Source organism: Stenotrophomonas maltophilia, assembly GCF_006970445.1.
GTDB classification, from domain to species: Bacteria; Pseudomonadota; Gammaproteobacteria; order Xanthomonadales; family Xanthomonadaceae; genus Stenotrophomonas; species Stenotrophomonas maltophilia_AU.
This window is the reverse complement of sequence record NZ_CP033877.1, coordinates 2,451,661-2,478,370: the sequence shown is the minus strand read 5'-3', so window position 1 is coordinate 2,478,370 and position 26,710 is coordinate 2,451,661. Positions and strand designations below refer to the sequence as shown.

15 protein-coding genes are annotated in these 26,710 nt (G+C 67.9%); 11 read left to right on the top strand and 4 right to left on the bottom strand.

The annotated features are described in order from the left end of the window. The first annotated feature begins 3 nt into the window (after positions 1–3). The 9 genes from gspG (at position 4) to EGM71_RS11360 (ending at position 22,117) form a co-directional block, all read left to right on the top strand. Entirely contained in the window at positions 4–441 is a 438-nt protein-coding gene (gene gspG / locus EGM71_RS11400) for a type II secretion system major pseudopilin GspG (protein ID WP_121503446.1), read from the top strand. Between the two features lie 9 nt (positions 442–450). After that, positions 451–1,356 carry a type II secretion system minor pseudopilin GspK gene (gene gspK, locus EGM71_RS11395; RefSeq protein ID WP_188485020.1) on the top strand — a complete coding sequence of 302 codons (906 nt, stop codon included), beginning with the start codon at positions 451–453 and terminating at the stop codon, positions 1,354–1,356. After that, on the top strand, positions 1,353–2,516 hold the full coding sequence (gspL, locus tag EGM71_RS11390) for a type II secretion system protein GspL (protein ID WP_188485019.1): 1,164 nt from the start codon (positions 1,353–1,355) through the stop codon (positions 2,514–2,516). The genes gspK and gspL overlap by 4 nt, the downstream gene beginning before the upstream one ends. After that, the gene (gspM, locus tag EGM71_RS11385; RefSeq protein ID WP_188485018.1) at positions 2,513–3,040 is read left to right on the top strand and encodes a type II secretion system protein GspM; all 528 of its coding nucleotides are present in this window, start codon (positions 2,513–2,515) and stop codon (positions 3,038–3,040) included. Before gspL ends, gspM begins: the two co-directional genes overlap by 4 nt. Continuing rightward, positions 3,037–5,418: a type II secretion system secretin GspD gene (gene gspD / locus EGM71_RS11380; protein WP_188485017.1), complete on the top strand. Its 2,382-nt coding sequence runs from the start codon at positions 3,037–3,039 to the stop codon at positions 5,416–5,418. The genes gspM and gspD overlap by 4 nt, the downstream gene beginning before the upstream one ends. Then, the gene (gene gspE / locus EGM71_RS11375; protein ID WP_094000725.1) at positions 5,415–6,848 is read left to right on the top strand and encodes a type II secretion system ATPase GspE; all 1,434 of its coding nucleotides are present in this window, start codon (positions 5,415–5,417) and stop codon (positions 6,846–6,848) included. The genes gspD and gspE overlap by 4 nt, the downstream gene beginning before the upstream one ends. A 7-nt stretch (positions 6,849–6,855) precedes the next feature. Further along, positions 6,856–8,055: a type II secretion system inner membrane protein GspF gene (gene gspF, locus EGM71_RS11370; RefSeq protein WP_188485016.1), complete on the top strand. Its 1,200-nt coding sequence runs from the start codon at positions 6,856–6,858 to the stop codon at positions 8,053–8,055. A 271-nt stretch (positions 8,056–8,326) separates the two neighbouring features. Then, on the top strand, positions 8,327–9,517 hold the full coding sequence (locus tag EGM71_RS11365; RefSeq protein ID WP_188485015.1) for a substrate-binding domain-containing protein: 1,191 nt from the start codon (positions 8,327–8,329) through the stop codon (positions 9,515–9,517). Positions 9,518–9,721: 204 nt separating this feature from the next. Beyond that, on the top strand, positions 9,722–22,117 hold the full coding sequence (locus tag EGM71_RS11360; RefSeq protein ID WP_188485014.1) for a filamentous haemagglutinin family protein: 12,396 nt from the start codon (positions 9,722–9,724) through the stop codon (positions 22,115–22,117). Positions 22,118–22,445: 328 nt separating this feature from the next. Here the strand turns inward: EGM71_RS11360 and EGM71_RS11355 are convergent, their stop codons facing one another. Genes EGM71_RS11355 through gspH form a run of 3 tightly spaced genes read right to left on the bottom strand, consistent with a single transcriptional unit; the run spans position 22,446 to position 23,862 of the window. Then, positions 22,446–23,060, bottom strand: coding sequence for a PulJ/GspJ family protein (locus EGM71_RS11355; protein ID WP_188485013.1), 615 nt, complete (start codon positions 23,058–23,060; stop codon positions 22,446–22,448). After that, positions 23,057–23,407 (bottom strand): type II secretion system minor pseudopilin GspI, encoded by a 351-nt coding sequence (gspI, locus tag EGM71_RS11350; RefSeq protein WP_223224448.1) that lies wholly within the window; start codon positions 23,405–23,407, stop codon positions 23,057–23,059. Before gspI ends, EGM71_RS11355 begins: the two co-directional genes overlap by 4 nt. 8 nt (positions 23,408–23,415) lie before the next feature. Continuing rightward, positions 23,416–23,862: a type II secretion system minor pseudopilin GspH gene (gene gspH / locus EGM71_RS11345; RefSeq protein ID WP_188485011.1), complete on the bottom strand. Its 447-nt coding sequence runs from the start codon at positions 23,860–23,862 to the stop codon at positions 23,416–23,418. Positions 23,863–23,965: 103 nt separating this feature from the next. Here gspH and EGM71_RS11340 point away from each other — a divergent pair, with 103 nt between their 5' ends. Then, the gene (locus tag EGM71_RS11340; RefSeq protein ID WP_188485010.1) at positions 23,966–24,442 is read left to right on the top strand and encodes a general secretion pathway protein; all 477 of its coding nucleotides are present in this window, start codon (positions 23,966–23,968) and stop codon (positions 24,440–24,442) included. A 93-nt stretch (positions 24,443–24,535) separates the two neighbouring features. Here the strand turns inward: EGM71_RS11340 and EGM71_RS11335 are convergent, their stop codons facing one another. Further along, positions 24,536–24,871 (bottom strand): hypothetical protein, encoded by a 336-nt coding sequence (locus tag EGM71_RS11335; protein WP_188485009.1) that lies wholly within the window; start codon positions 24,869–24,871, stop codon positions 24,536–24,538. A gap of 201 nt (positions 24,872–25,072) precedes the next feature. On the opposite strand from EGM71_RS11335, the gene EGM71_RS11330 reads away from it, so the two are divergent. After that, positions 25,073–26,689, top strand: a complete 1,617-nt coding sequence (locus EGM71_RS11330; protein ID WP_188485008.1) for a ShlB/FhaC/HecB family hemolysin secretion/activation protein — start codon at positions 25,073–25,075, stop codon at positions 26,687–26,689. Positions 26,690–26,710: the final 21 nt, after the last annotated feature.

Sequence of the window (26,710 nt, the reverse complement as noted above, 5' to 3'; positions counted from 1 at the left end):
ACAATGGCAAGGCAGGTGGGTGGTCGCAGGACTCGGCAGCAGGGCTTCAGCCTGATCGAGATCATGGTGGTGGTGGTGATCATCGGCATCCTTGCCGCGCTGATCGTGCCGCGGTTGATGGACCGTCCCGACCAGGCGCGCGTGGTGGCGGCGCGCCAGGACATCGCCGCATTGATGCAGGCCTTGAAACTGTTCAAGCTGGACAACGGTCGCTATCCCAGTGCCGAGCAGGGCCTGCAGGCGCTGGTGAAGCCGCCGCAGGGCAGCGGTGGGTTGCCGGTGACGCCGTACCTGGATCGCCTGCCGAATGACCCGTGGGGCCATCCATACCAGTACCAGGTTCCCGGAACCCATGGCGACATCGATGTGTTCTCGCTGGGGGCGGACAGCAAGCCCGGTGGCGACGCCGGAAATGCGGATATCGGCTCCTGGCAGCTGTGAGGCGTGCTGATGGCAGCCCGGACGCGTTCGGTCTCGTGCATCCGCCAGCGTGGCATGGCGGTGATCGTCGCCCTGCTGGTGGTGGCGTTGGTGGCCGTGATTGCCACCGCGCTGCTGACCCGGCAGTCAGCGCAGCTGCGTGCGCTGCGCGGCGACCAGTTGCGTGCGCAGGTGCGCATGGCGGTGGACGCCACGCTGGAGCGTGCGGCGCAGCAGCTGCGTGAGGATGTAAAGGAACAGCTGACCACGGTAGGCAGCGGGCGCTGGGCGCGCCCGTTGGAACTGCAAGCGCCGCTACCGGTGCAGGTGCAGCTGGTCGATGCGCAGTCGATGTTCAACCTTCGCAACCTGCTGGCACATGGCAGGCCGGACCCCGAGGCGCGGCGCGCGTTCATCGCGTTGTGTGCCGGGCAGGGGCTGGGCCAGGGCGCCTGCGCATCCGCGGTGGACCACATCCAGGCGCGCCTGCGCGACGGCGACATCCAGGCGCAGGCGCCGCTGCCGCGTGAATCATTGATCGAACAGGCACTGCCCGGTGCCGACCCGGTGGCGTTGCAGGCACTGGCGCGACGCACCGTGGTGCTGCCGGCGCAGACTCTGGTCAACGCCAACACCAGCGACCTGAGCGTTCTGCAGGCGGTGACGCCGGCGGTCGAGCCGGCACGGCTGCAGGCCTTGCTCGGTGAGCGCGACGCTGGCCATTGGCTGCTCAATCGCGGCGACATCGCCAACCGACTCCAACTGAGCAACGAACAGATGGCCGTGCTTCCCCTGGGTATCCATAGCGAGTGGTTCCTGGCCGTCGGCCAGGTGCAGGCTGACGGCAGCGCGGTTGATTTTCGCGCGCTGCTCTGGCGCGAGTACCGCGACGATGGCGTGCGTGTGCAGCGCGTATGGACGAGGATCGGCGCATGAGCGTGCAGCTTCGGGTGCGCCTGCCGACGCTGGAGCACCTGCGCGCCGACAGCGCGGTGGACTGGGCGCAGCTGCACAAGGGCGAGGTGCTGGCGCACGGCCGCGACACGCTGGCGGCACTAGGCCTGCGGCATCCGCAGGCCGCGGTGCATGCCTGCCTCGATCCGAACGACCTGATCCTGGTGGAACTGCAGCTGCCGCCGTTGTCCGGGCGCCGCCTGCAGTCGGCGCTGCAGGGTGAGGTGGAGGCGATGCTACTGGATGACCTGCAGGAGGTGGCGCTGGCCCACGGTGCGCAGGCGACAGACGGCACGGTTCCGGTGGCCTGGCTCGGCCAGCAGGCCATCGCGCAGGCGCAGCAACTGCTGGGCTCGTGTGCGCTGCAGCTGCAGGCGCTGTATCCGACGCCACTGCTGCTGCCGTGGCATGACGGCCAGGCCACGCTGCAGGTCAGCGGCGAGCATCTGCTGGTACGCAGCGGGCGCGATCGGGGTTTTGTTCAATGGTATGGCGGACGTGACGCCTGTGCGGTGATGCAGGCGCTGGCCGTGCGCCTGCAACAGGCCGGCGTGCAGGCCGTGCAGTGGATCGATAGTGTGCCGCCGACGTGGCCGGACAGCCTGCCGGCTACCGCCGTCACCCATGAAAGGCAGGCCTGTGGCCCCCTGCCGGGTTGGTCATTGCCGCTGCCCGGCGCAGGCCGGCAGGCGCCGCGGCTGGCGATCGGCCTGGCACTGGCGGCAGTGCTGCTGGCTGCACTCGGCCTGCAGCTGCAGGTCTCGCGTTGGCGGATCGAGGGTGAAGCGCTGCAGCAGGACATGGCACGCCAGTTCAGCGCACGCTTCCCGGAGGTCACCGATGTGGTGGACCCGGTGTTGCAGGCGAGGCGAGCACTTGCAGTGCCACCGCCAGCGCCACCATTGCCGCCGCTGCAGCGTCAGGTTGCCAGCACGCTGCAGGCGGTCCCGGAGCTGGCCGGGCAGGTGCGCAGCCTGCATTACCAACCGGGCCAACTGGACATGGAGCTGGATGCCGATGCCCAGGCATTGGCAGATGATCCACAGCGGCTTGAGCGTTGGCAGCAGGCAGTGCAGGCGCAGGGCCTGCAGCTGGCGCGCGAAGCCGGTGGACGCCTGCGGGTGAACGGAGCTGGACAGTGACCACCCGAACCTTGCGACTGGGCGAGGGACTGGCAGGCGTGCAGCAACGCTGGCAACGCCTGCCACCGCGCGACCGGCTGATGCTGTGGGTGATGGTGGTGGCGCTGCTGGTGGCGGGTCTGTGGTCGTTGTGGCTGGAGCCCCTGCTGAAGCAGCGCACGCATTGGCAGGCCGAGCTGCCTCGGTTACAGGCGCAGTCGCGCGCACTGGCACCGCTGCTACGCGCCCGCGAGCGCCAGCAGCAGGCGCAGGGCCAGCAGCCGACACTGGCCGGGCTGCGCGATGGAATCAAGACCGCCGGCCTTGCCGACGGCCTGCATATCGAAGCGCGCGACGGGCGTTGGCACCTGCAGGTGCAGGCAGTGCCCGCCGACGCGCTGTGGAACTGGCTGCTGCCCGTGCTGGCCGATCCGGCCATCGAGCTGCAGCAGCTGCAACTGACACGCACAGGGGATGCGAACATGCCGGCGGCACGGATTTCCGGAAACATCGTGATGGCGCTCAATGTGGGTGCCCATCCATGAGGGCGATGCGCAGCCTTGCCTGCAGTACCGTACTGGCGCTGATCGTGTGCATCGCCCACGCACCGGCGCCGCTGCTGGCGCAGGACGCCCGCGATGAGCCGGTGCAATTGAACCTGGTCGACACCGATATCGGTGGCGTGCTGCGCATGGCCGCGCGCTTCACCGGGCGCCAGTTCCTGGTCGACCCGCGTGTGACCGGCAAGATGACGGTGGTTTCCGATGGCCCGGTGAGCCGTACGCAGGCCTACCAGTTGCTGCTGGGTGCGCTGCGCATGCGTGGCTTCGCCGTGGTCGAGAACGGCGGCGTCAGCCGGGTGGTGCCGCAGGCCGATGCCAAGCTGCTCGGTGGCCGCGTCGGCAGCGGCGGTGCGGGGGGCGAGGTCGCCACGCGCACCTTCGCGCTGCGCTACGAGAACGCGGCCGCCATGGTGGCAGTGCTGCGGCCGATGATCAGCCCGGACAATCCGATCACTGCCAATCCGGGCAACAACACCCTGGTGATCACCGATTATGCCGACAACCTGGAGCGCATCGCGCGGGTGATTGCCAGCGTCGATACTCCGGCCGGCATGGACACCGATGTGGTGAAGCTGCAGCAGGGCATCGCCGTTGACGTTGCGGCGATGGTCGCGCCGCTGCTTGATGCCCAGGGCGCCGAGCCCACCCAGAAGGTGGTGGTGATGGCCGACCCGCGCAGCAACAGCGTGCTGCTGCGGTCGAGCAGCCCCGGGCGCACCCGCCTGGCGCGGCAGCTGGTGGAGAAGCTGGACCGCGCGCAGGACGAGTCCGGCAACCTGCATGTGGTCTACCTGCGCAATGCCCAGGCCAACCAGCTGGCCGGAGTGCTGCGAGGCGTGGTGGCGGGTCAGAGCGATGCAGCGGCGATGGGCAGCAATGAAGGCATCACACCATTGCCCGGCGACGCCAACCGTTCCGCGCCCACGCAGCCGTCGCAGCCGCAGCAGGCCAAGACCGGGGGCAATGCGCTGGAATCGCAGCGTCTGGACCCGAGCCGGCGTGACCCGATCGATGCGGGAAGCACCGGCTTCAGCCAGAACGGCATCTCGGTGCAGGCGGACGTGGCCACCAACACGCTGCTGATCTCGGCGCCGGAACCGGTGTACCGCAACCTGCGGCGTGTGATCGACCAGCTCGACCAGCGCCGTGCGCAGGTGCTGGTGGAAAGCCTGATCGTGGAGGTCAACCAGACCGACGCGGCCGAGCTGGGCGTGCAATGGATGCTGGGCAATGGCCGTACCTTTGGCGGCACCCACTTTGGCGGCGCCACCGGCGGCAGTGGGCTGAGCACCACCGCGCGCACCACGCTGGACGTGCTGCCCAAGGATGGCCTGAAGATCGGCGTGATCGACGGCACCATCAACCTGCCAGGTGTCGGCCAGATCCTCAACATGAAAGCGCTGGCCAACGCGCTGCAGAGCAAGGGCGGCGCCAACATCCTGTCCACGCCGAACCTGATGACGCTGGACAACGAAGCGGCCAGCATCATGGTCGGTCAGACCGTGCCGTTCGTCAGCGGCCGCTACGTGACCGACGGTGGCGGTGGCAGCAACAACCCGTTCCAGACCATCGTGCGCGAGGACGTCGGCTTGAAGCTGCGGGTGCGCCCGCAGATTTCCGAGGGCGGCACGGTGAAGCTGGACATCTACCAGGAAGTCAGCAGCATCGACGCGCAGAGCGCGAACAGCACGGCCGGCATCATCACCAACAAGCGTGCGCTGGATACCAGCGTGCTGCTGGACGATGGCCAGATCATGGTGCTGGGTGGCCTACTGGAAGACAGCGTCAGCCATGGCCGTGATGCGGTGCCGGGGCTGGGAAAGATCCCGGTGCTGGGCGCCTTGTTCCGCAGTGATACGCGCAAGCGCACCAAGACCAACCTGATGGTGTTCCTGCGCCCGCACGTGGTGCGCGACCCCGCCGCCGGCCAGCGCCTGACCCGCGACCGCTACGACTACATGCGCAACGCGCAGGCCGGCGCGCAGCCGGTACAGAGCTGGGCATTGCCCGCGCTGTCGGCGCCGCAGCTGCCACCGCAGGACCTGTCGGTGCTCGGCCAGGGCAATGCGCGCGATGGCCAGGGTCAGCCGTTGCAGAACACCAGCCTGGCGGCGCTGTACCCGTCCGGCGAGGGCGATGCGCAGCTGGTGCAGTTCGCGCAGGGACTGGACCCGGCGCGTGCCAGCCAGGGCGTGGCGCAGGTGCGGGCACTGGGCCTGCAGGCCTATGCCGAAGCGACGCCGGGTGAGAGCGGGCAACGCCTGCGGGTGCGATTGCCGCGCGACCCGGCGACGCTGGACCCGGCGCTGCAGCAGTTGCGCGGACTCGGCTACACGCCGGAACTGGTGATCGGGCCGTGAGCGCTGCCGCGCCGCTGCCGTACGCCTGGGTGCGCAGCCATGGCGTGATGCTGTCCGAGGCGGGCGGCGAGCCCGTGTTGCTGGGCACCGCCGAAACCGCGGCGTGGGCCGTGGCCGAACTGCGCCGCCGGCATGGTCCGCTGCCGTTCCAGGCCCTGGATGCGGCGACCTGGCAGCAGCGGCTGGGTGAGCAGTATCGTGACGGCGGCGATGCCGCTGCCGTAGTGGGTGCCGCCGAAAGCGAAGTCGATCTGGACCGGCTGATGCAGGATATGCCGGAGGTCACCGATCTGCTGGATGCACAGGACGATGCGCCGGTGATCCGCATGATCAATGCACTGCTGGCACAGGCTGCACGCGATGGCGCCAGCGATCTGCATATCGAACCGTTCGAGACCCATTCGGTGGTGCGCTACCGCGTGGACGGCACCCTGCGCGACATGGTGCAGCCACGGCGCGCACTGCATGCGGCGCTGGTATCACGCATCAAGATCATGGCCCACCTGGACATTGCCGAGAAGCGCCTGCCGCAGGACGGGCGCATCGCGATCCGCGTGGGCGGGCGGCCGCTGGATATCCGTGTCTCCACGGTGCCGACCGGGCATGGCGAGCGTGCTGTGCTGCGCCTGCTGGAAAAGGATGCCGGTCGCCTGCAGCTGCAGCGCCTCGGCATGGCCGACGACACCCTGGCCACGTTCACCGGATTGATCCGGCAGCCGCATGGCATCGTGCTGGTCACCGGGCCGACCGGCAGCGGCAAGACCACGTCGCTGTACGCCGCACTGGGCCAGCTCGACAGCAGCACCAGCAACATCCTCACCGTGGAAGACCCGGTGGAGTACGACTTCGCCGGCATCGGCCAGATCCAGGTCAACGCGCGCATCGGCATGAGCTTTGGTACCGCGCTGCGTGCGATCCTGCGCCAGGACCCGGACACCATCATGATCGGCGAGATCCGCGACCTGGAAACCGCACAGATTGCGGTGCAGTCGTCGCTGACCGGCCATGGCGTGCTGGCCTCCCTGCACACCAACGACGCGATCTCGGCGGTGACCCGCCTGGCCGACATGGGCGTGGAGCCGTTCCTGCTGGCCTCGTCGCTGCGCGGCGTGCTGGCGCAGCGGCTGGTGCGGCGGCTGTGCACGCAATGCCGGCGCGCCGAGGTGGATGGCGACGGCCGTACCGTGTGGCGCGCGGTGGGCTGCGCAGCCTGCGCCAACAGTGGCTATCGGGGGCGAACCGGCATCCATGAACTGTTTGTAGTGGACGACCGCGTGCGCGCGTTGATCCATGAAGGGCAGGGCGAGCCCGCGCTGCGCGAGGCGGCCCGGCGTGCTGGCATGCGGACCTTGCGGCAGGATGGCCAGCGCTGGGTCGACAGCGGGGTGACCACGCTGGAAGAGATCCTGCGCGTCACCGGCGACGATTGAGGCCTGCATGGCACTGTTCGACTACCAGGCTGCCAACGCGCAGGGCCGCATCGAGAAGGGCCAGTTGGATGCCGACAGCCCGCGCGGTGCTCGCCAGCTGCTGCGCGGGCGCGGGCTGACCCCTGTGCAGGTGAGCGCTGCGCGCAGTGCCGGCAGTGGCTGGGGCGCTCGCCGGCTGTCTGCCAGCGAGCTGGCCTGGGCTACGCGCCAGCTGGCCAGCCTGTTGGCGGCCAGCCTGCCGTTGGAAGGCGCATTGAGTGCGGTGATCGAACAGGCCGAACGCCCGCACGTGGCCCAGGCGCTCACCGCAGTACGCGCCGACGTGCGTGCCGGCCAGCGCCTGACCGTGGCGCTGGCAGCGCGGCCACGCGATTTCCCGCCCATCTATCGGGCGCTGGTGGGAGCAGGCGAAGACTCCGGCGATCTGGCACGGGTGATGGAGCGCCTGGCCGACTACATTGAAGAACGCAATGCGCTGCAGGCCAAGGTGCTGACCGCCTTCATCTATCCAGCGGCGATCAGCCTGGTATCGGTGGCGATCGTGATCTTCCTGCTCAGCTACGTGGTGCCGCAGGTGGTGACCGCGTTCGTGCAGGCGCGGCAGACGCTGCCGATGCTAACGCAGGTGATGCTGGCCGCCAGCGCGTTCGTGCGCAGCTGGGGCATGTGGATGGGGCTGGGCATCGCTGCGCTGGTGGTGGCCTGGCGGTTGGCCCTGCGCAAGCCCGAGCTGCGCCTGCGCTGGGATGCGATGCTGCTGCGGCTGCCGATGGTCGGGCGTTTCGTGCTGGGTGTGAACAGTGCGCGCTTCGCCTCGACACTGGCGATCCTGCTGGATGCCGGCGTACCGCTGCTACGCGCACTGGAGGCCGCGCGGCAGACCCTGGGCAACGCGTTGCTGGCGCGTTGTGCAGATGATGTGTCGGCGCGCGTACGCGAAGGTGCCGCGCTTGGCTCTGCGCTGAAGGTGCAGAAGGTGTATCCGCCGATCCTGGTGCATCTGGTGGCCAGTGGTGAGAAGACCGGTTCGCTGGCGCCGCTGCTGGATCGCGCCGCACAGACCATCTCGCGCGAGATCGAGCGTCGCGCGATGGCGCTCACTGCGCTGCTGGAACCGACCATGATCCTGGTGATGGGCGGCGTGGTGCTGACGATCGTGCTGGCCGTGCTGATGCCGATCATGGAAATGAACCAGCTGGTGCAGTAGATCCACGCCATGCGTGGATGGCTGACCCAACGCGCGCGCTATGCGGCGCATCCACGCAGGGCGTGGATCTACTGACACCTGGATTTCTCCACACAATCCTCCAGACCTTTTTTCGATCTTCCACAGGTTTCTTAAGCGGCCTGTCATCGGCGCGGACCAGCATGGACACGTCGCCGCAGAGTGGGCTGGGAGGCCCTCGGCGGCAGCAGGCGTGTAGTGACCGTTCCTCCCTTGGCGTTTCCCTTCGCAGTAAACCCTTCAGGAGAAGATCATGAACAAGTACAAGACCCTGGCCGCGCTGGTTGCCACCGCGCTGCTCGCCACCGCCGGTGCCGCTTCGGCGCAGACCGCTGTCACCGGTGGCGGCGCCTCGCTGCCGGCCGACCTCTACAAGGGCCAGGCCGACAGCATCCTGCCGGCCAACTTCAGCTACGCCGTGACCGGTTCGGGCACGGGCAAGAAGGCCTTCCTGGAAAACAACTCGGCGCTGTTCTCCACCACCGGTACCGTGCACTTCGCCGGTAGCGATTCGGTGCTGAGCAGCACCGAGCTGAGCACCTACAACAGCACCTACAACGTGGCCGGCGACACCAACCGCTATGGCGCCCTGGTGCAGATCCCGTCGGTCGCCACCTCGGTCACGATTCCGTTCAACAAGGCCGGCTCGGCGATCGACCTGTCGGTCACCCAGATCTGCGGCATCTTCTCGGGCAAGATCACCGACTGGTCGAGCATCGACAGCGCCCGCAGCGGCAGCATCCAGGTGGTCTACCGTGGCGAAAGCAGCGGCACCAGCGAACTGCTGGCCCGCTTCCTGACCACCGCCTGCCAGCCGGCCGACGTCTCCGGCACCACCCTGAAGCTGACCAACGGCGTGCCGGCGTTCTCGGTGCAGTCGACCTTCGCCAACCTGTTCACCACCGTGCCGTCGAACTTCATCGCTGCCCCGGCCACCGGCGGCACCGCGCTGTACAACGCGGTCTACGCTACTGACGGCCGCGTCGGCTACGTTGGTCCGGACGTGATCCCGAGCCTGACCGATGCCACCAAGGTCGCCAAGGTCAAGGGCTTCTCGCCGGATGAAGTGAGCGTGCAGGCGACCCTGGAAACCGCTGCTCCGCCGACCGGCGCTGCTGCTGAGAACCCCGCCAACTGGGTGCCGGTGTTCGGCAACCCGAGCGCGGGCTACCCGATCGCGGGTTACACCAACTTCGTGTTCGGCCAGTGCTACAAGAACGCCACCGTCGGCGCCAACGTCCGCGGCTTCCTGACCCGCCACTACGGCAGCACCGTGGTCAACGGTGTGGAGCAGGGCCCGAACGACGTCGCGATCCGCGCGCACAAGTTCATCCCGCTGACCAAGGCCTGGCGTGATGCCGTCCGTGCCCGCTTCGCCACCGCCACCAACGCCGGTGCGGTGAACAATCCGAGCACCTGCTCGGGTATCGGCCGTCCGCTGTAACTGCGTTCGCTTCGGCGATCGTCTGGAATGTGAAAAGGCGCCGGCAGCAATGCCGGCGCTTTCTGCGTTTTCGCCTTGCCTGACGGCGATCGGCGTGTCGCCTTCACGCCGCCACCACCGTCTATCAGGTGCAGGGCGTGCATCGCGCAGGCCCATCCGTACTCGCCGCCGCTGACGCGGCCCATCAGGTTGACGAGGTCCCCGATGTCGCACCCGCATTCGCCCACCGCCCGCTTCTCTGCCATCCCGTGGCGCAGCCACCCGATGGCCTGGGCCGTTGCCCTGGCCCTGGGCACCGTGGTTGCACCGGCCAGCCAGGCGCAGCAGGCATTCAGCCCGGGCTGGTTCGCCGAGCGTGGCGCTGCGCAGGGCGCGGCGGCGCAGAGCGGGCGCATGCCCAACGGCGTGCCGATCCAGTTCCAGCTGCCCGCGCAGCAGCAGGATGCGGCGCGGCAGAAGCTGCAGCAGTCGATCGACAACCTGGGCACGGCCGCACAGGCGATCGCCCTGCAGCAGCGCCTGCAGGAGCAGGCACGGCAGGCGAGACGTGACGCAGGCTTTGTGGTGGCCGACGGCCTCGGCAAGGATGGACTGAAGGTCGACGAGAATCCGCTGACCCGCGGCTGGATCAACGCGCGCGAGGCGATCCAGTCGCAGGCTGCCGATGGGCGGGTGCTGGTCAACATCGAGCAGACCGCCGACCAGGCGATCCTGAACTGGGAAACCTTCAACGTCGGTGGCAACACCACGCTGAATTTCCTGCAGAACGCCGACTGGGCCGTGTTGAACCGGGTCAATGATCCCGCTGCCAGGCCCAGCCACATCCTGGGCCAGCTGAAGGCCAATGGCACGGTGTTCGTTGCCAACCGCAACGGTGTGGTGTTCGGCAACAACAGCCAGGTCAACGTCCGCAATCTTGTCGCGGCAGCAGCGCGGATCAGTGACACGCAGTTCCGCGAGAATGGCCTGTACAGCGCCGATGCCAATACGTCTGCGCTGACCGATGCGGTCGGCAAGGTCATGGTCGAGCGCGGTGCGCGCATCACCACGCACGAACCGACCACGGCCACCCGCGGCGGTGGCTATGTGCTGCTGGCTGGCCACAGCGTGGAAAACGCCGGCCAGATTGAAACCCGCAAGGGACAGACCCAGCTGGCGGCCGGTGACAGTTTCGTGATCCGTCGCGGCGTGGGCACCGCGCAGAACACCGCGTCCACCACCCGCGGCAATGAGATTGCCCCACGCTTCGCCAGCGGCAGCACGGCCGGCCGTGTGCGCAACAGCGGCCTGATCCAGGCGCGCGAAGGCGATGTCACGCTGGCCGGCCGCACCGTCGAACAGGCCGGCGTGGCCGTGGCCACCACGACGTTGAACCAGCGCGGCACCGTGCATCTGCTGAACTCGGCCTCCGACAGCAAGGGCAGCGTGACCCTGCAGGCCGGGTCCGCCACTGCGGTGCTGATCGAAGACGATGGCAAGGCCACCGCGCTGGATACCCAGCGCGACGCGCTCGTCAAGGAATCCGGGGAGCAGGACAAGCTTCGCGGGTCCAGCAACAGCGGCACCTTCGACAACCTCTCACGCCTGCAGGACAGGCGCGAGCAGTCGCGCATCGAGATCGTTTCCGGCGGCGACGTGAATTTCCAGGCGGGCTCGCTGGCGGTGGCGACCGGCGGCCAGGTGGTGTCCGATGCGGCCAGGCGCAGTTACCTGGACGACGGCGCCCGGGTGGACGTATCCGGTGCGGTAGGCGTGCAGGTGGCAATGGAAAGCAACAACGTCAAGGTGAAGGTGCAGGGCAATGAACTGCGTGATTCGCCGGACAATCGTGACAGTGGCAAGCTGCTCAGCAGCGAAGTGTGGATTGACCGCCGCCAGCTGACCGAGGTTGCAGCCGGCACCGGCGGCTATGACCGCACACGCTGGTATGCCGGCGGCGGCCTGCTTGAAGTGGGCGGTTACCTGGACAACCAGGGGCATTCAATCGGTGAGTGGGCGGCACTGGGCGGCACCGTGCAGCTGGCCGGCCAGGAAGTGGTCAGCCATGCCGGGTCCCGCATCAATCTGGCCGGCGGCAGCCTGGACGTACAGTCCGGCGTGGTCCAGCAGAGTTGGCTGCGTGGGCGCGACGGGCAGCTGTACCGGCTTGATGATGCTCCGGCCGAGATGTTGTACGACGGCCTGTACCAGGGCTATGAAGTGAAGCAGGAGCGATGGGGGGTAACCGAATCGTTCCGCAATCCACTGGTGGCACCCGCCCAGCGTTTCGACAATGGCTATACCGTGGGACGCGATGCTGGCCGCCTGCTGATCTCGGCGCCCACGGCCGTCCTGCAGGGCCAGGTGGAGACGGTTACCTTCCAGGGCCAGTTGCAGACGTCGCGGCCGGACCAGGGACAGGAGGGGTACTCGCAGTCGCAGACGGCGGCGGCGCGCAACGCACAACTCTGGCTCGGCCGCTTCGACAGCACCGGTCGCAACGGGGTGTTCGACTCGCAGGTGCGCATCGGCGGGATCCAGGCCGATAGCACGCCATGGTCGTTGCAGGCGCCGATCGAGGCGACAAGACGCAACAGCGTGTGGCTGGACAGCGACGTACTGAGCGGACAGCGGTGGGGGCGCCTGGACCTTGCCTCGGCCGGGCACATTGCGCTGGACGGAACGCTCACGCTGCAGGAGGGTGGGCAGCTTGCGCTCACCGGTAGCCAGGTCAGTTTTGGCGGCATGGTGCGGATCGCCGGCGGCCAGGTGGAGGCGGGCAACCTGTTTCCGGTGCTCGGCCGGCCGACGGCGCTGCTTTCCGGCGGCCGCGCGGGCGTAGATGTTGCTGCGGGTGCCCGCATCGATCTCGCCGGCGGCTGGAGCAACGCACTGCTCTCCACCGATGCGCTGGCAACGAAGGCGTGGATCGATGGCGGGCAGGTGCGCTTCGTTGGCAGCCATGACATCACCCTGGGCGATGGCGCCCTTCTCTCGGTGGATGCCGGTGGTGCGATCGATACTGATGGCAAGGGACGCGTCGGAAAGGGAGGCAGTGTCAGCCTGCAGGCGGCCAGTACCGATGTTGCCACGGACGGCAGCGGCCGGCTCCACATGGGTAATGGCGTGCAGGTCAGCGCGCTCGGCAATGGCAGTGGCACCTTCACCCTGGCAACAGGTGGCAAGGTGGCCATCGGCGATTCCGCAGCCACTGTAGAGGATGTGCTGAGATTGCAGGCCCCCCTGTTCAAGAGCGGGTTTGCCCGCTATGACATTGGCAGCCACACCGGTTTGACGGTTGATGATGGCACCCAGCTGCACGTGGAACGGCAGGGCGTTCGCCTGGCACTGGGCGCACAGAACGCGCTGGCGCGGGAGCAGGCACTGGAGGCCTGGACACAGCCGCTGTACATGGCCGATCCAGGCAACGGGCGCGTATCCCAACGCGGTGGCGCCAGCCTGGTGCTACGCGCGGGACATCTGTTGTCTGCGGCCGATCTGCGCGTCGGCACCGGGGCTGAGATCAGGGTTGATCCCGGTCAGACCATCGAGCTGTTCGGTTCGGGTGACATGACCGTGGCTGGGCACCTGCAGGCAGCGGGCGGGCGCATCCGCCTCGACGAGGCATTCGACCCGACCGGTGTGCGCGGCGATCAACGCCGCGAGCGTCGCTGGACGATCGCCGAGGGTGCGCTGCTGGATGTCAGTGGCGATGCGGTTTCGATGGGCGATGCGCGGCAGATGCTGCGCGGCCAGGTGCGCAAGGGTGGAACCATCGAGATTGGTGGTGCACTGGACTGGGAAGACCAGGACAACGTCCGTCACCTGCCACCGGATACCTTTGTGGTCATCGAGCGCGGGGCGCGGCTGGAGGCTTCCGGTGCCTCGGCCTTGCTTGATGTCGAAGGCAGCGGCCGTACCCGGGTGGACAGTGATGGCGGCAGCATCGTGCTGCGTGCAGCCAACGCGCTGTACCTCCAGGGAGCGCTCGATGCATCGGCAGGCGGTGATGGTGCACGCGGAGGCACCCTGGGGGTTGCCTTCGGTGGCGGCACCTACGGCAGAACGGCAAACGGCAAGGAAGTGCTGGCACCGCGGGCGATCTCGCTCACCCAGGACACGCCTGCGGGCGAGCCTCTGCCCGAACGCCTGGAGTACGGTCATGCCGCGCTGTCCGTGGCGCAGATCAAGGCCGGTGGCTTCGACCATCTTTCGCTGTTCGGCGATATACGGGCACAGGGCGATGTCAATCTGCGCATGGACCAGAGCCTGCGCATCCATGGCCTGAATGAACGTGCCCTGGGCTTTGCAGAGGGCAACAAGGAGGGCAGCCGCCTGCTGCTGAGTGCGCCCTACGTCCGCCTTGCGCAGGGGCGCTGGTGGCAGCCGGCCGGGGAAGGCACGCTGCGACCGGTGGAGGCGTCGCTCGATGCAGGGAAGCAGCATCGGTTCGATGTGACCGCAGACCTGATCGACCTGCGCGATGTCACCTGGTTGGCGAGCTTCGACCATGTCAACCTGCAGAGCAGCGGCGACATCCGGATGCTGGCTCCGGTGGCCAGCAGTCTGCAGGAATCCAGGTTCGCCGCACCGGGGTCGATCGATATCAGCGCAGCCCGCCTGTATCCCGCAGCACGGGCGCAGGGGCGCATCGTGGCCGGCGTTCCGGATGCCGGTCCTTCGGGCTTGCCGGGCTGGGCCAATCCAGAGGCGGTACTGCGCATCCACGGTGTCGGCGGTGGCGCGCAACCGGCGCCGGACTCGGCGTTCGGCAGCCTGGCGCTGACCGCCGCCACGGTAGTGCAGGGCGGCAACGTGCAGGCACCGTGGGGCCGGGTGCAGCTGGGCGGTACTGAGATCAACTCCAGTCGCGCCGCGCGCGTCGAGCTGCTTGCGGGCAGCGTGACCTCCATCAGTGGCGCCGGCCTGGCGCTGCCGTTCGGTGGCACGGTGGATGGTGTGGCGTGGCGTCGTGACGGGGCCGACTTCGACGTTCTGGGCCCTGGATCGGTCAATATTCCGATTGGTGTGGACATCGTGGCCAGCGCGCTCAACGGCGCCGCTGGCAGCGTCGTGGATGTGTCCGGCGGGGGCGAGCTGTCCGGCGCCGCGTTCGTGGCCGGGCGTGGTGGCTCGGTCGACATCCTGCGGCATGCGCTGGTGGATGCGAACCCGCGCTATGGCTTCAGCCGTGCCGGCAGTGCGGTCTATGCGATCGTGCCGGGGCGGACCGACACGCAGGCGCCGCTGGCGACCGCTGATGGCAGTGCCGACCCCCGGATCGGCCAGCAGATCGTCATCCCTGGCGGAGTACCGGGTCTGCCGGCCGGAACGTACACGCTGCTGCCCGCCAACTACGCCCTGCAGAAGGGGGCATTCCGCGTTGAGATCGGCGCCGAGAGTGCGCGCGGCAACACGCAGCCGGTGGCGACAAGCACAGGCTCCTGGCGTGTCAGCGGGCACCAGGCGCAAAGCCTGGGCGGGGCAGTGTCGCCGCTGCTCACCGATCTGGTGCTGACACCAGCGGAGGCGGTGCGCCGCCATGCCAGCTACAACGAAACGTCCTACAGCACGTTCGTGCAGGGCGTGGCCGAACGGCGAGGCGAAGCGTTGCGCTGGCGACCGACCGATGCCGGGAGTCTCAGCCTGGCACTCGGCGAAGGCGCAGGGCGTACCGGCGCGCCGGCAGTGACGTTCCACGGTCTGTCCCGCTTCAATGCGGGCAGCAGCGACGGACGCGGCGGCACGCTCTCGGTCAACCTGCGTTCGTCGAAAGACGCGATGCTGGAAATTGTCGCGGAGGGCAGTGCGGCGGCGAGCGGGCGCGGCGCTACCGTTTTCGACAGTGCGCTCAACGCATTCCGGCCGTCGACCTTGCTGATCGGCGGCGCGCTGCGGCGTGATGCGACCACCTACTCGGTGGAAGGCACGGCACAGCATGTCGTGTTGCGCAACGGTGTCAGCCTTTCGGCGCAGGAAGTGTTGTTGTCGGCTGCATTCGGGGGCAAGGGCATCCTGGTGGAGCAGGGCGCTTCGATCAATACCCTGTCCCAGGCCGATCCGTCGCGCGTGGGGCAGTCCACTGCACCCTACCTGGTCTCAGGCGGTCTGCTTGCCGTGTCCAATCAGCGCCTCACGGCGCTCAGCGCACAGGGTGGAGTCGCCGCCGGTCCGGTGGCGATCGACATCGGTGGCTGCGAATCGAGCTGTGACGGGCAGACCCGGCTGCTGTCGGCGGGCAGCATCAATGTGGTCACCGACGGCGCCTTGAACATTGGTGACTCGGTGAGCTACGGCACGCGCCAGCTCGGCCTGGGCATGTCGGCACTCAATCTCGGCAGCGCCGAGGCCATTGCGGCGGCAGCGGCAGCCGGCGGCCTGCCGGCGGGCATGACCATGAACCAGGAGGTCCTGCAGCGATTGCTGCGTGGAAACACTGCCACCGGCGCGCCGGCGCTGGAGGCGCTGAGCCTGACCGCGCGCGATGCCATCAATGTGTTCGGCAGCGTCGACCTGGATACGCGTGACGGTGCGACCGGCCGCAGCAGCCTGCGCAGCCTGGTGCTGGGCGCCCCTGCCATTCATGGTTACGGCACTGCGGCCGACCACGCGCGCATCTTCGCCGATACGCTGGTCTGGGACGGTACGCTGGCCGGCACCACATTGCCCGGCGGTGAGCAGGCCCAGCCAGCCGGCGAGGCAATGGTGGGTCGGCTTGGCCAAGGGCAGCTGGAAATCAATACGCGGGTGCTGGAGCTGGGGCGTGCGCCCTTCACCCGGCCCAGTTCGTCGGTGGCCGCGGATCGGCAGGTGCTCGGCTTCGCCGGCGTTACCCTGGCAGCGTCGGATCGCATGTTGTTCTCCGGCAAGGGCAGCCTGGATGTCTTCCAGCGGCAGGGCGATTACGTGGCAGGCAGCGGCTGGCAGTTCAGCGGCGGCGCACTGGATATCGTCACCCCGCTGCTTACGGGTAACGCGGGTGCGCAGCTGGCAATCCGCAATGGTGGTGCGGTCCAGGTGCGCGGTGCTGCGGCAACTTCGGGTAGCGATGCGTTGGGTGCGGAGTTGTCCATCACGGCCGAACGCGTTGTGATCGACAGCAGGGTGGCGTTGGCGTCCGGCAGGTTCGAGGCCAACGCACGCCAGGGCGTGATGCTCGGCAGCAATGCGGTGCTGGACATGGCGGGGCGCAAGGTCAGCCTGTTCGACGTGGACAAGTACAGTTGGGGCGGTGACGTGGTGCTGTCGAGCCGTGAAGGTGACATCGTTGCCGACGCGGCGTCGCGCATCGATCTATCCGCCCGCAACAACCGCGGCGGTCGCTTGACGGTCTCTGCGTTGGGCCAGCAGGGCGGCCGCGTGGATCTGGCGGGAGCGCTGCTTGGCGGTGCCAGTGGCCGCTACGACGCCGGCGGCACCGAAGTACCCTACGACGGTGGCGAACTGGTGGTGCGCGCACGCCAGCTGCAGGACTTCTCCGGGCTGAATACACGGCTTACCGCCGGTGGCATTACCGGTGGCCGGACCTTCCAGTTGAGCGAAGGCGACCTGGTGATCGGCGATGAAGTGAAGGCACGCAACGTTGATATCAGCGTCGATGGCGGCAGCCTGCAGGTAAACGGCCGTATCGACGCCAGTGGTGAGCAGGTCGGCAGCATCCGTCTCTCCGCCCGCGATCTGCTGCGCGTGGACGGGGTGCTGGATGCGCATGGAGGCGGACTGCGCGTGGACAGCTACGGCAAGATCATCGACAGCCCGAACCGGGCTATGATCGAACTGACCTCGGCCAATGGCAGCCTGCAGCTGGGTGCGTCCGCTTCGATGGACCTGCGCGCCGGCACGTCGGTGGCTGCGGGTAGCAGTCCGGGCCAGAACGATGGCCGCGCACGCGGCAGCGTCAAGCTCAACGTGCCACGCGTGGGCAGCAACGACGCCGCGATCGACGTGGCCAGCGGACTCCGCATCGCCGGTGCCGGCGACCTCCAGGTCAACGCCTTCCGCAGCTATGATTCGGCGCCGCTGGCCAGCGCTCCGGACGTGCATGGCCATCGTCCGCAGGTGATCAACCAGCAGTGGCTGGATACGGTGGTGGACCCGGACAACAGCCAATGGATGAACGCGGCGCTGGCCAATGCAGGATTGCAGCAGCGCACTGCTGCCCTGGGCAGCTACCGCCTTCGCCCCGGCGTGCAGATCGTGGCGCGGACCAGCAGCGACAACCCGCGTGGCGATCTGGTCGTGGCCGGCGATATCGATCTGTCCGGCTACCGCTACGGCCCGCAGTCGAACCGGACCGATCCGGTACGGCGCGGGTTCGGTGAGTCGGCCACGCTGGTGCTGCGTGCCGAGGGTGATATCAATGTCTACGGCAGCATCAACGACGGCTTCGCGCCGCCGCCGGCCAATCCCGATGAGGACGGCTGGGTGCTGCTGGAAGGGCGCAGTAGCGGTACGCCAAACACCGCGTTCGGCGGCGACCTGATCGTGCCCGGTGAGGGTGTGCAGTTGCAGCGCGGCACCGAGTTCCGCGCCGGCGCCACGCTGAACTATGCACTGCCCTTCGACGCCGTGACCCTGCCGGCCGGAACCGTGCTGCCTGCGGAGATGCGGCTGTCGGGACCGTTGCTGCTGCCGGCCGGCACCGTGCTGGGCGCAGCAGTAACGACGGCGGGTGGCGAGGTGGTTGCGGCTGGAACCGTGCTGGCCCAGGCATTGTCGTTGCAGGCGGGTGCGCGCCTGGGCGCCGGCTTCCGGCTGCGCACGCCGGCGCCGGTGGCCGCACAGGTGTGGCCGGCCGGCGTCGCGCTGCCGATGGCGATGAAGCTGTCAGGCGCACTGGACCTGCACGCCGGCGCGATCATCCCGTCGATGACCAAGGTGGAGCTGGCCGGCGATGCGCCGGTGAAACTGCGTCCTGCCGATGCCAGCGGGCGCCAGGGGCGCAACTGGGCGCTGGCGGCGATGCTGCCCGATGGCACCACCTCGTGGGATCTGACCGCGGTGGCCGGTGCGGATACCGCGGCTGCCGATCCGCGGACCCGCCGTTGGGGCAGCGACGGCAGCATCGTGCTGGCCGACAGCCACTACAGCACCATCGGGACGGTCACCACGACGACGGAATGGAAGGGGGATCGCGTGATCACCCTGGACGGCTCGCTGAATCTGTGGGGTGACGAATCGTGGGTAGGGAAGCCCGTGGTCGAGCTGGCCAGGGAGCTGGGTTTGACCGAGAACGAAGTCTGTGACTCCGGACCATACTGCGGCCCCGCCCCGCGCCTGGTCGACAAGGAAGGCTCGCTGGCATGGTGGGGCGATGAATCCTGGGTCGGCCGCCCGGCTACGGAACTGGGCGCCGAGATGGGCATGTCGGAGGAAGAGATCTGCGCGGCAATGGGCTACTGCTATGGCGGTGGCACGCTGACCGAGGTGACCACCTACGGCAAGCGCCTGGGCGCTCCCGCCTGGAGCGTGCTGCGAACCGGCAAGGGAGACCTGACGCTGCTGGCCGCGCAGGACGTGCGCATGAAGTCCGGCTTCGGTGTGTACACCGCAGGTGCGCCGACGGCACTGGGTGATGGCCGCGATGCGCAGTTCAACACGGCGCGTGCGGCTGCGCCCTGGCAGACCTCGCTGTTGGGAAAGAATCAGGTGTCGGGCAACTATGATGCGGCGTTGGCCAGTTACCGTGCGTGGTATCCCGACCATGGCGGCGATGTCAGGGTTGAAGCCGGGCGCGACATCATCGGCGACGCCTGGACCGCCCGGTCCGAATCCGGTACGGCGCAGCGCGACCAGGCCGGGCATTCAAGCGCAGCCGTGGGCGGCTGGTTGTGGCGGCAGGGTTCGGGCACCACCGAAGGCGTCCAGGCAACACCGACGAGCTGGTGGATCAACTTCGGCACGTACAGCACCGTGGGCGCCGAAGCGGACGCAGCTCCCCGCATGGTCGGGTTCACCGGCTTCGGCACGCTGGGAGGCGGCAATCTGTCACTGGAAGCGGGCCGCCACGCGGGCGTGCTCGACCCGATGGGCAATGCCCTGGGTCTGTTGACCGCGCCTCATTCCAGCGCGATTGTTGCTGCGGTCGGGTCGACCGGGCGCGTCAGCAATGGTGAGCTCCATCTGACCGGTGGCGGCGACCTGACCCTGCGAAGTGGCGGTGCGTTGAATCCTGGCCTGCGCGCCAGCGCGCAGCAGCCGGAGAGTTTCCTGCAGGATCTGGATCTCAATGGCGCGGTGACCAACCTGCGCGGCAGCACCCTGCTGCAGGCGGCACGCATCGGTGGCCTCAGCACGATACAGAGCAGCTACGGAACGCTGGGCCTGATGGATCCGTTCGTGGCGGACGCCCCGGTGGCGATGGCGGGGCCCCTGCTCATTCTGGGTGATTCCACTGCCCGGCTGCAGGCCCGTGGTGACATTGTTCTCGGTGGCGCCGCAGATGCAGGGCGTGTACCGACGGCCAACTACAACGACGTGGTTCTGGGCGATGGCCAGCATGCAGCTGGCACGACGTGGTTCTCGCTCTGGACCCGAGGCACGGCACTGGATCTGTTCTCGGTAGGCGGAAATCTCGCACCCAGCCTGGCCGGAACTCTGCATGCAACCGGTAGCAACATGTTCGCTGAAGGCATCGCGCTGCGCGAGCAATCCGTTCCCGCCAGCATCAATTACTGGCTGTATCCGTCCAGGTTCAGCGCGGTGGCAGCCAGTGGTGACATCATCAGCGCCTCGCTTCGAGGTCTCGGACCGGGGGCGACTACAGGCGATGTGATCCTGCTTGCGCCTTCGGCCAGCGGCCAGCTCGATGTTCTGGCCGGAGGCTCTATCCATGCCGCGATCAACGCCACCGGCATTGCACGTTCCGGTAGCGACGCCCGCCTGCCTGGCCCGTTTGATCCTGCGTTCATGGCCCAGCGGGGCGTCAGCCTGACCCGGGTCGGCCACAATCTCTCCGACGATGGGGTGCAGGGAGCGGATCCGTCGGCGATCCTGCCCTTGTTCGCGTTCGGCCCCAGTACCCCGACCACGGGTGCGCTGACGTCCCGGCCCACGTCGCCCAGCCGCTTCTATGCCGTTGCCGGTGACATCATCGGGTTGGGCAGCGGCGGCCGTCGGCAATTGAGGCGGAACATCGGCGAGGAGAGCAGGACACTGTTCGACTGGTACGAAGCGGGCTCGGCCGTACAGCTGCGCGCTGGTCGCGACGTGATCAATGCGAACGTCACCGCGCTCAACACCAGCGGTACCGATATCAGCGGGATCGAGGCGGGCCGGGACATCATCCGCAGCAACCTGACGGTGGCCGGCCCCGGCAACGTTGAAGTGAGTGCGGGCCGGCAGCTGCGCCAGGAAGAGGCCGGAAGCATCGTGAGCCTGGGTGGCGTCGTCCAGGGCGATGTCCGTCCCGGTGCCAGCATCGCAGTGACTGCCGGCAATCAGGGCATTGACTTCGATGCACTGCGCACGCGCTACATGGATCCAGCCAACCTGGCCGATCCGGCGCAGTCGCTGGCATCGCAGCCCGGCAAGGCGGTGAAGATCTATGACAAGGAGTTGAAGCAGTGGCTGCAGCAGCGCTTCGGCCTGGCCGTCGACGGCGCCGAGGCACTGGCTGCGTTCGACCGGTTGCCGAGCGAACAGCAACGGATCTTCCTGCGCCAGGTCTACTACGCCGAACTGCGCGAAGGTGGCCGCGAGTACAACGATCGGAATGGGCCACGCGTTGGTTCTTACCTGCGTGGCCGCGAGGCCATCGCCACGCTGATGCCGGACAAGGATGCAACGGGTGCGACGATCCAGCGCACCGGCGATATCCTGATGTATGGCGGCGCCGGCGTGCGTACAGAAGCCGGCGGCAACATCGAGCTGATGGCACCGGGCGGACAGATCGTGGTGGGTGTGCAGGGCGTGGCGCCACCGGCCAGTGCGGGGCTGGTGACCCAGGGGCAGGGTGACATCCGGCTGTTCAGCCAGGACAGCGTGCTGCTGGGCCTGTCGCGGGTGATGACGACGTTCGGCGGTGACATCCTGGCCTGGTCGGAGCAGGGCGACATCAATGCCGGTCGCGGTTCGCAGACCACCTTGTTGTACACGCCACCGCGTCGCGTCTATGACGGCTGGGGCAATGTGATCCTGTCGCCGCAGGCCCCGGCCAGTGGTGCAGGCATCGCAACGTTGAACCCCATTGCCGAAGTACGACCGGGCGACGTCGACCTGATCGCGCCGCTGGGCACCATCGACGCGGGCGAAGCGGGTATCCGTGTCTCCGGCAACATCAACCTCGCCGCACTGCAGGTGCTGAACGCGGCCAACATCCAGGTGCAGGGCGAGAGCAAGGGCCTGCCGGTACTGGCAACGGTCAACGTCAATGCGCTGGCCTCGGCCAGTGCGGCGGCGAACAGCGCCAGCCAGGCCGCACAGGATGTGATGCGCAAGAGCCAGGATGATGCACGGCGCAACCAGCCGTCGGTGATCAGCGTGCAGATCCTCGGCTTCGGCAGTGGCACCAGCAGCATCACCCCCCCGGCGCGTGGCAACACCGCCAACAGTGGTTATGACGCCAACAGTGCCTTCCAGTTCCCGCAGGCAAGTCGCGACGAGGGCACGCAGCGCCGCTAGGTATCGCACGATTCCGGTAGGTGCCGTCCTTGGTCGGCACACATCGCATGATCCCGGTAGGTGCCGACCTTGGTCGGCACGCAATGTTGCCGAACGTGGCCGGTAGTAGATCCACGCCATGCGTGGATGCAGTTCGCCCGCAGGAACCGACAGCATCGGGCCAGCCGCCACGGAACGGCAGGGGCCCCAGCCAGGACGGCACGGAGGGCAGGGAGCGGCCATCAGCGGTGAGGACCACCGACACGGCGCCGCCGGGTGCAGGAGAGCGCCCGGCGGCAGGCTCGGCAGTAGATCCACGCCATGCGTGGATGCGTTGCAGGAAAGCGCCCTAAAGCTCCAGCACCCGCCGGTAACTCAACGGCCCACGCCCATCGCGCAGGCCCAGCCGCAGTTCCAGCCCAGTGGCCGGCAGGACCTCGCCTTCGCTCGGCAACAGCGCCCACCCCGCGCCCGGCTGCCAGGCGCGTACATCGAATCGCTGCACATCCTGCGCCACCGCGATCCCCTTCGACGGATCCGGTGCGGGCAAAGGGTAGCGATCCGTCGCAGCGCCACTGGCCCGCCACAGCGTGCTTCCCCGTCGCCACCAGCGAACACGTTGCCAGCGCAACCCGTCGCTGCCCAAGCTGCGGGTGATCTCCAGCGCGAAGCTTCCATCCGGGTGGCGCTCGCTCACCAGTGAAGGGGGTAGCAGGCGCTGAGGCTGATCCGCCGGGCGTACTGCGCCATTCATCAGCGCATCGTCCGCGCGCATTTCGATATCACGCTGGAACTGTTGCAGCACGCGCAGCGCCGTCGTGGTCTCGGCATCGGCCCGGCGCAGGCGCTGGTCGCTGCTGGCCACGCTGTCCAGCGCACGCCAGCAGATCAGCGCCAGCACGCCCATGATGGTGATCGCGATCATCACCTCGATCAGGGTGAAACCTGCTGCGGTACGCTTCATTGCGCCGCCGTCCACGGCAGCTGCATCCGCGCCAGCGATTGCCGCGGTGCATCTTCGGCAACCACGCTGAGCTCCAGTTGCGGCCGTCCGTCACTCCCTGTGCCGATATGCTGCAGCACCAGGAAACTGCTGCGCCCCTGCACGCAGCGCTGCCGTGCATCCTGCGGCGGCTGCCCGGCCAGGCGCAGCTCCTGCCAGCGGTCCTGCGCACACATCAGTGCCAGCCGACGGTCGCGCAGGCGCGACTGATCATCGGTCGCCACCGCCACCGAACGCATCACCGCCGCCAGCGCAATCGAAACGATCGCCAATGCGATCAGCACTTCGATCAGGGTGAACCCGCGCATGTTCCGCTTCACTGCACGACCTGCAACTGTCCGCTGCCATCATCACGAAGACGCAGCTGACGGCCCTGCAACGACAAACTCAGCTCCCACGCCACGCCAATCCACTCCGGGCTCAGTTCAATCGGCGTGGTCGGTTGCACCGCGATGCCCGCCGGTTGCCATGGCTGCGGACGCAGCAGGTCATCGCGCTGCACGTCCACCCAGCGGGTGCCCTCGCGGCGGCTGAAGCGGTAGCCGGCGGCGTCGGCCTGCCAGCGCAGGGGGCGGCCATCGATGCGCGCCTCGTCGCGCGCCACCTGCAGGCGCTGCGCCAGCCGTTCAGCTTCCTGCCGCAGCTGGCGCGCGGGATCGAGCAGGCTGCCCAGGCCCAGGCCGATGCCCGCCGTGCAGATGCCGATGATCACCAGCACCACCATCAGTTCCAGCAGGGTGAAACCACGCGGCACGTGCTGCATCGACGTTGCCTCCTGTCCGGGTCGATGCCTGCCAGCGTAGGCCTGCATGATGAAACAAAAACGTCAGCGGCAGCTGCTAGCGTGGGCAGACACGAACGTGGCGATGGTGCGGAACATGGATGGCAGACGCTGGGATCGCAATCGCATACTGACGCTGCTGGCGGCAACCCTGCTGCTGGCCGTGGTGGCCTATTGGGGCGTGACCCTGTCTGCGGTGGCGCCCACGGCGGCGGCCAGCGAAACGCACGCGGAGGCACCTGCACGCCCCCTGTTCGATGCGGTGGCCAGCCTGCCGCTGGTACGGTTGCTGTCTCCCGGCGCGGTGCAGACCGAGGTGGTCGTGCTCGGCGTGATGGCCGGCGACCACGCGCCGCTGGCGCTGCTTTCGGTGGATGGCCGTCCTGCCGAAGCCTATGCGCCGGGCCAGCGGTTGGGGCCCTGCACGGTTCTCGCCAGCATCAGCGCCAATGCGGTGGAGCTGAACCAGGCGGGGCAGTCGCGCAGCCTGCCGGTTCCCGAGCTGCCACCGGTACCGAGCGATGGCATCGTGCCGGCCGCTCGGCAGAGCGGCACGCTGTAGCGCCGAGCCTACGCTCGGCGGCTTTCGTGTCGTGGCATCGCCGATGAATGCAAAGACAGCCGAGCGCGGGCTCGGCCCTGCAGCTGTGCAGGCTCAGCGCGCCGGACGCTGCGGCACCACCGAGCGCCCGAAGGCATCGCCCATCCGTTGTCGCGTGCCTTCCAGATTGTACTGCATCAGCTGGTTGCCGGGCTGCCGCATCAGGCGTTCGGCTTCGGGGAGCGCCGGCGACTTCGCCGGTTTTGTCGCCGGCGCCAGTTTGCGTTGCAGGCAGTCCCAGGCCGGAATCCGCTCGCCATTGACCTGCACTTCGATGCAGGGCGCAGCGTCTTCCTGCTTCTTCGCCTCGTCGGCGCGAACCAATGGCAACGCCAGCAGCAGGGCAAGGGCGAGGGCAGCGCGCAGGCCCGCCATCAACGATTCACGCATCTCGAATCTCCCGCAGCAATCAACGTTCTTCAATGAAGACGTGTGGCGAAGGCAGGGTCCGCCTGCGTGCGTTGTGGCGCTGTCAAAAGATGACAGGGCTGTCACAAAACTGTTGGCGGCTTTGACGCGACGTACACGTCCTGTTGGTAGACCCACGCGCCGCTCCCTGGCCACTCCCTTCGATACGACGCGATGCCTTCGATGACTCCTGTTCCGTGCCGAGCCGTCCGCCTTCCGCTGCGCCTGCATCCATTGATGCTGGCCCTGGCAGCGCTGCCGCTGCCGCTGTTCGCGCAGGAGGCAGCGCCTGCGCCCAGCGTGAACATCAATGAATACATCGTGCGCGGCAACACCGTGCTCGATCCCCGGGACATTGAACGCGCGGTGGAGCCGTTCCTCGGCCCGGGCAGGACCCTGGCCGATGTCGAGAAGGCGCGCGATGCGGTCCATGCGCTCTACCAGCAGGCCGGCTACCAGTCGGTCTACGTCGAGCTTCCCGAGCAGCAGGTCAGTGGCGGCGTGGTGCTGCTGAAGGTGCAGCAGACGCCGATCGGCCAGCTGCGCGTGGTCGGCACCCGCCACGAGTCGCCTGAACGCATCCGGGAACGTGTACCGGCGCTGGCCGAGGGCAAGGTGCCTGACTTCGACCAGGCCCAGAAGGAACTGACCGCACTGAACGAAGGCGGGCGTCGCCAGGTGATGCCACTGGTGCGCGAAGGCCAGGTGCCAGGCACGATGGATGTGGACCTGCAGGTCGAGGAGAAGTCGCCGTGGCGCGCCAGCGTGGCGCTCAACAACGACCACAGTGCCGACACCGAGAAGCTGCGCCTGAGTGCATCGCTGGCCTACGACAACCTGTGGAAGCGCGGGCACAGCGCCACCCTCGGTGTGTACCTGGCGCCGGAAGATACAAAGCAGGCCAAGGTGTTCTCGGCCTCGTACACGATGCCGTTCGAAGGCACGCCGTGGAGCCTGGAAGCCTCGGGCTACAAGTCCGACAGCCGCGTGTTGAATGCAGGCGGCCAGGTCGGTACCGGCACCGGTACCAATGTGATCGGCAACGGCCATTCGATCGGCCTCAAGCTCAACTACCGCCTGGCCGGCAGCAGCCAGTGGTGGCGCCAGCTCAGCCTCGGTGTGGATTTCAAGGACACCGAGGAAAACACGCAGATGGGCAAGGACAGCCTGAAGACACCGTTGAAGTACGCGCCGATCACCCTGGCCTTCGTCGGCGTGCGCCAGGGCGAGCAGGATCAGCTGAGCATCAACACCCAGCTGGTGGCCGGTACCCGCCGCCTGTTCGGTTACGGCAGCGACGCCACCGCATTCGGGCAGAAGCGCTACTGGGCCGACCCGAGCTTCGTGGCGTTCAAGGCCGACGTGGCCAACACCCACACCTTCAGCAATGACTGGCAGTGGTATGCGCGTGGCTCGCTGCAGGTCACCGATGCGCCCCTGGTGTCGGCCGAGCAGTTCGCCGCCGGTGGCATGTACACCGTGCGTGGCTACCTGTCGGCCGAGGCGATCGGCGACTACGGCGGCCTGACCAGCCTGGAGTGGCGCACCCCGGCGTGGACGCTGTGGAGCGGCACCGACCTGCGTGTCTACAGCTTTGCTGACGCGGCCTACCTGCGCCTGCGCCAGCCGCTGCCCGAACAGCGTGACAAGTACAACCTGGCCTCGGTCGGCCTGGGCGCGCAGCTGCGCCTGGGCGAACACCTGCAACTGCGCCTGGACTACGCCTGGCCCTACGCCGATGGCCCGGTCACGCGCAAGGACGACCCGCGCCTGCATTTCAACATCAGCACCAGTTACTGACCCTTCCCTTGAACATGCGTT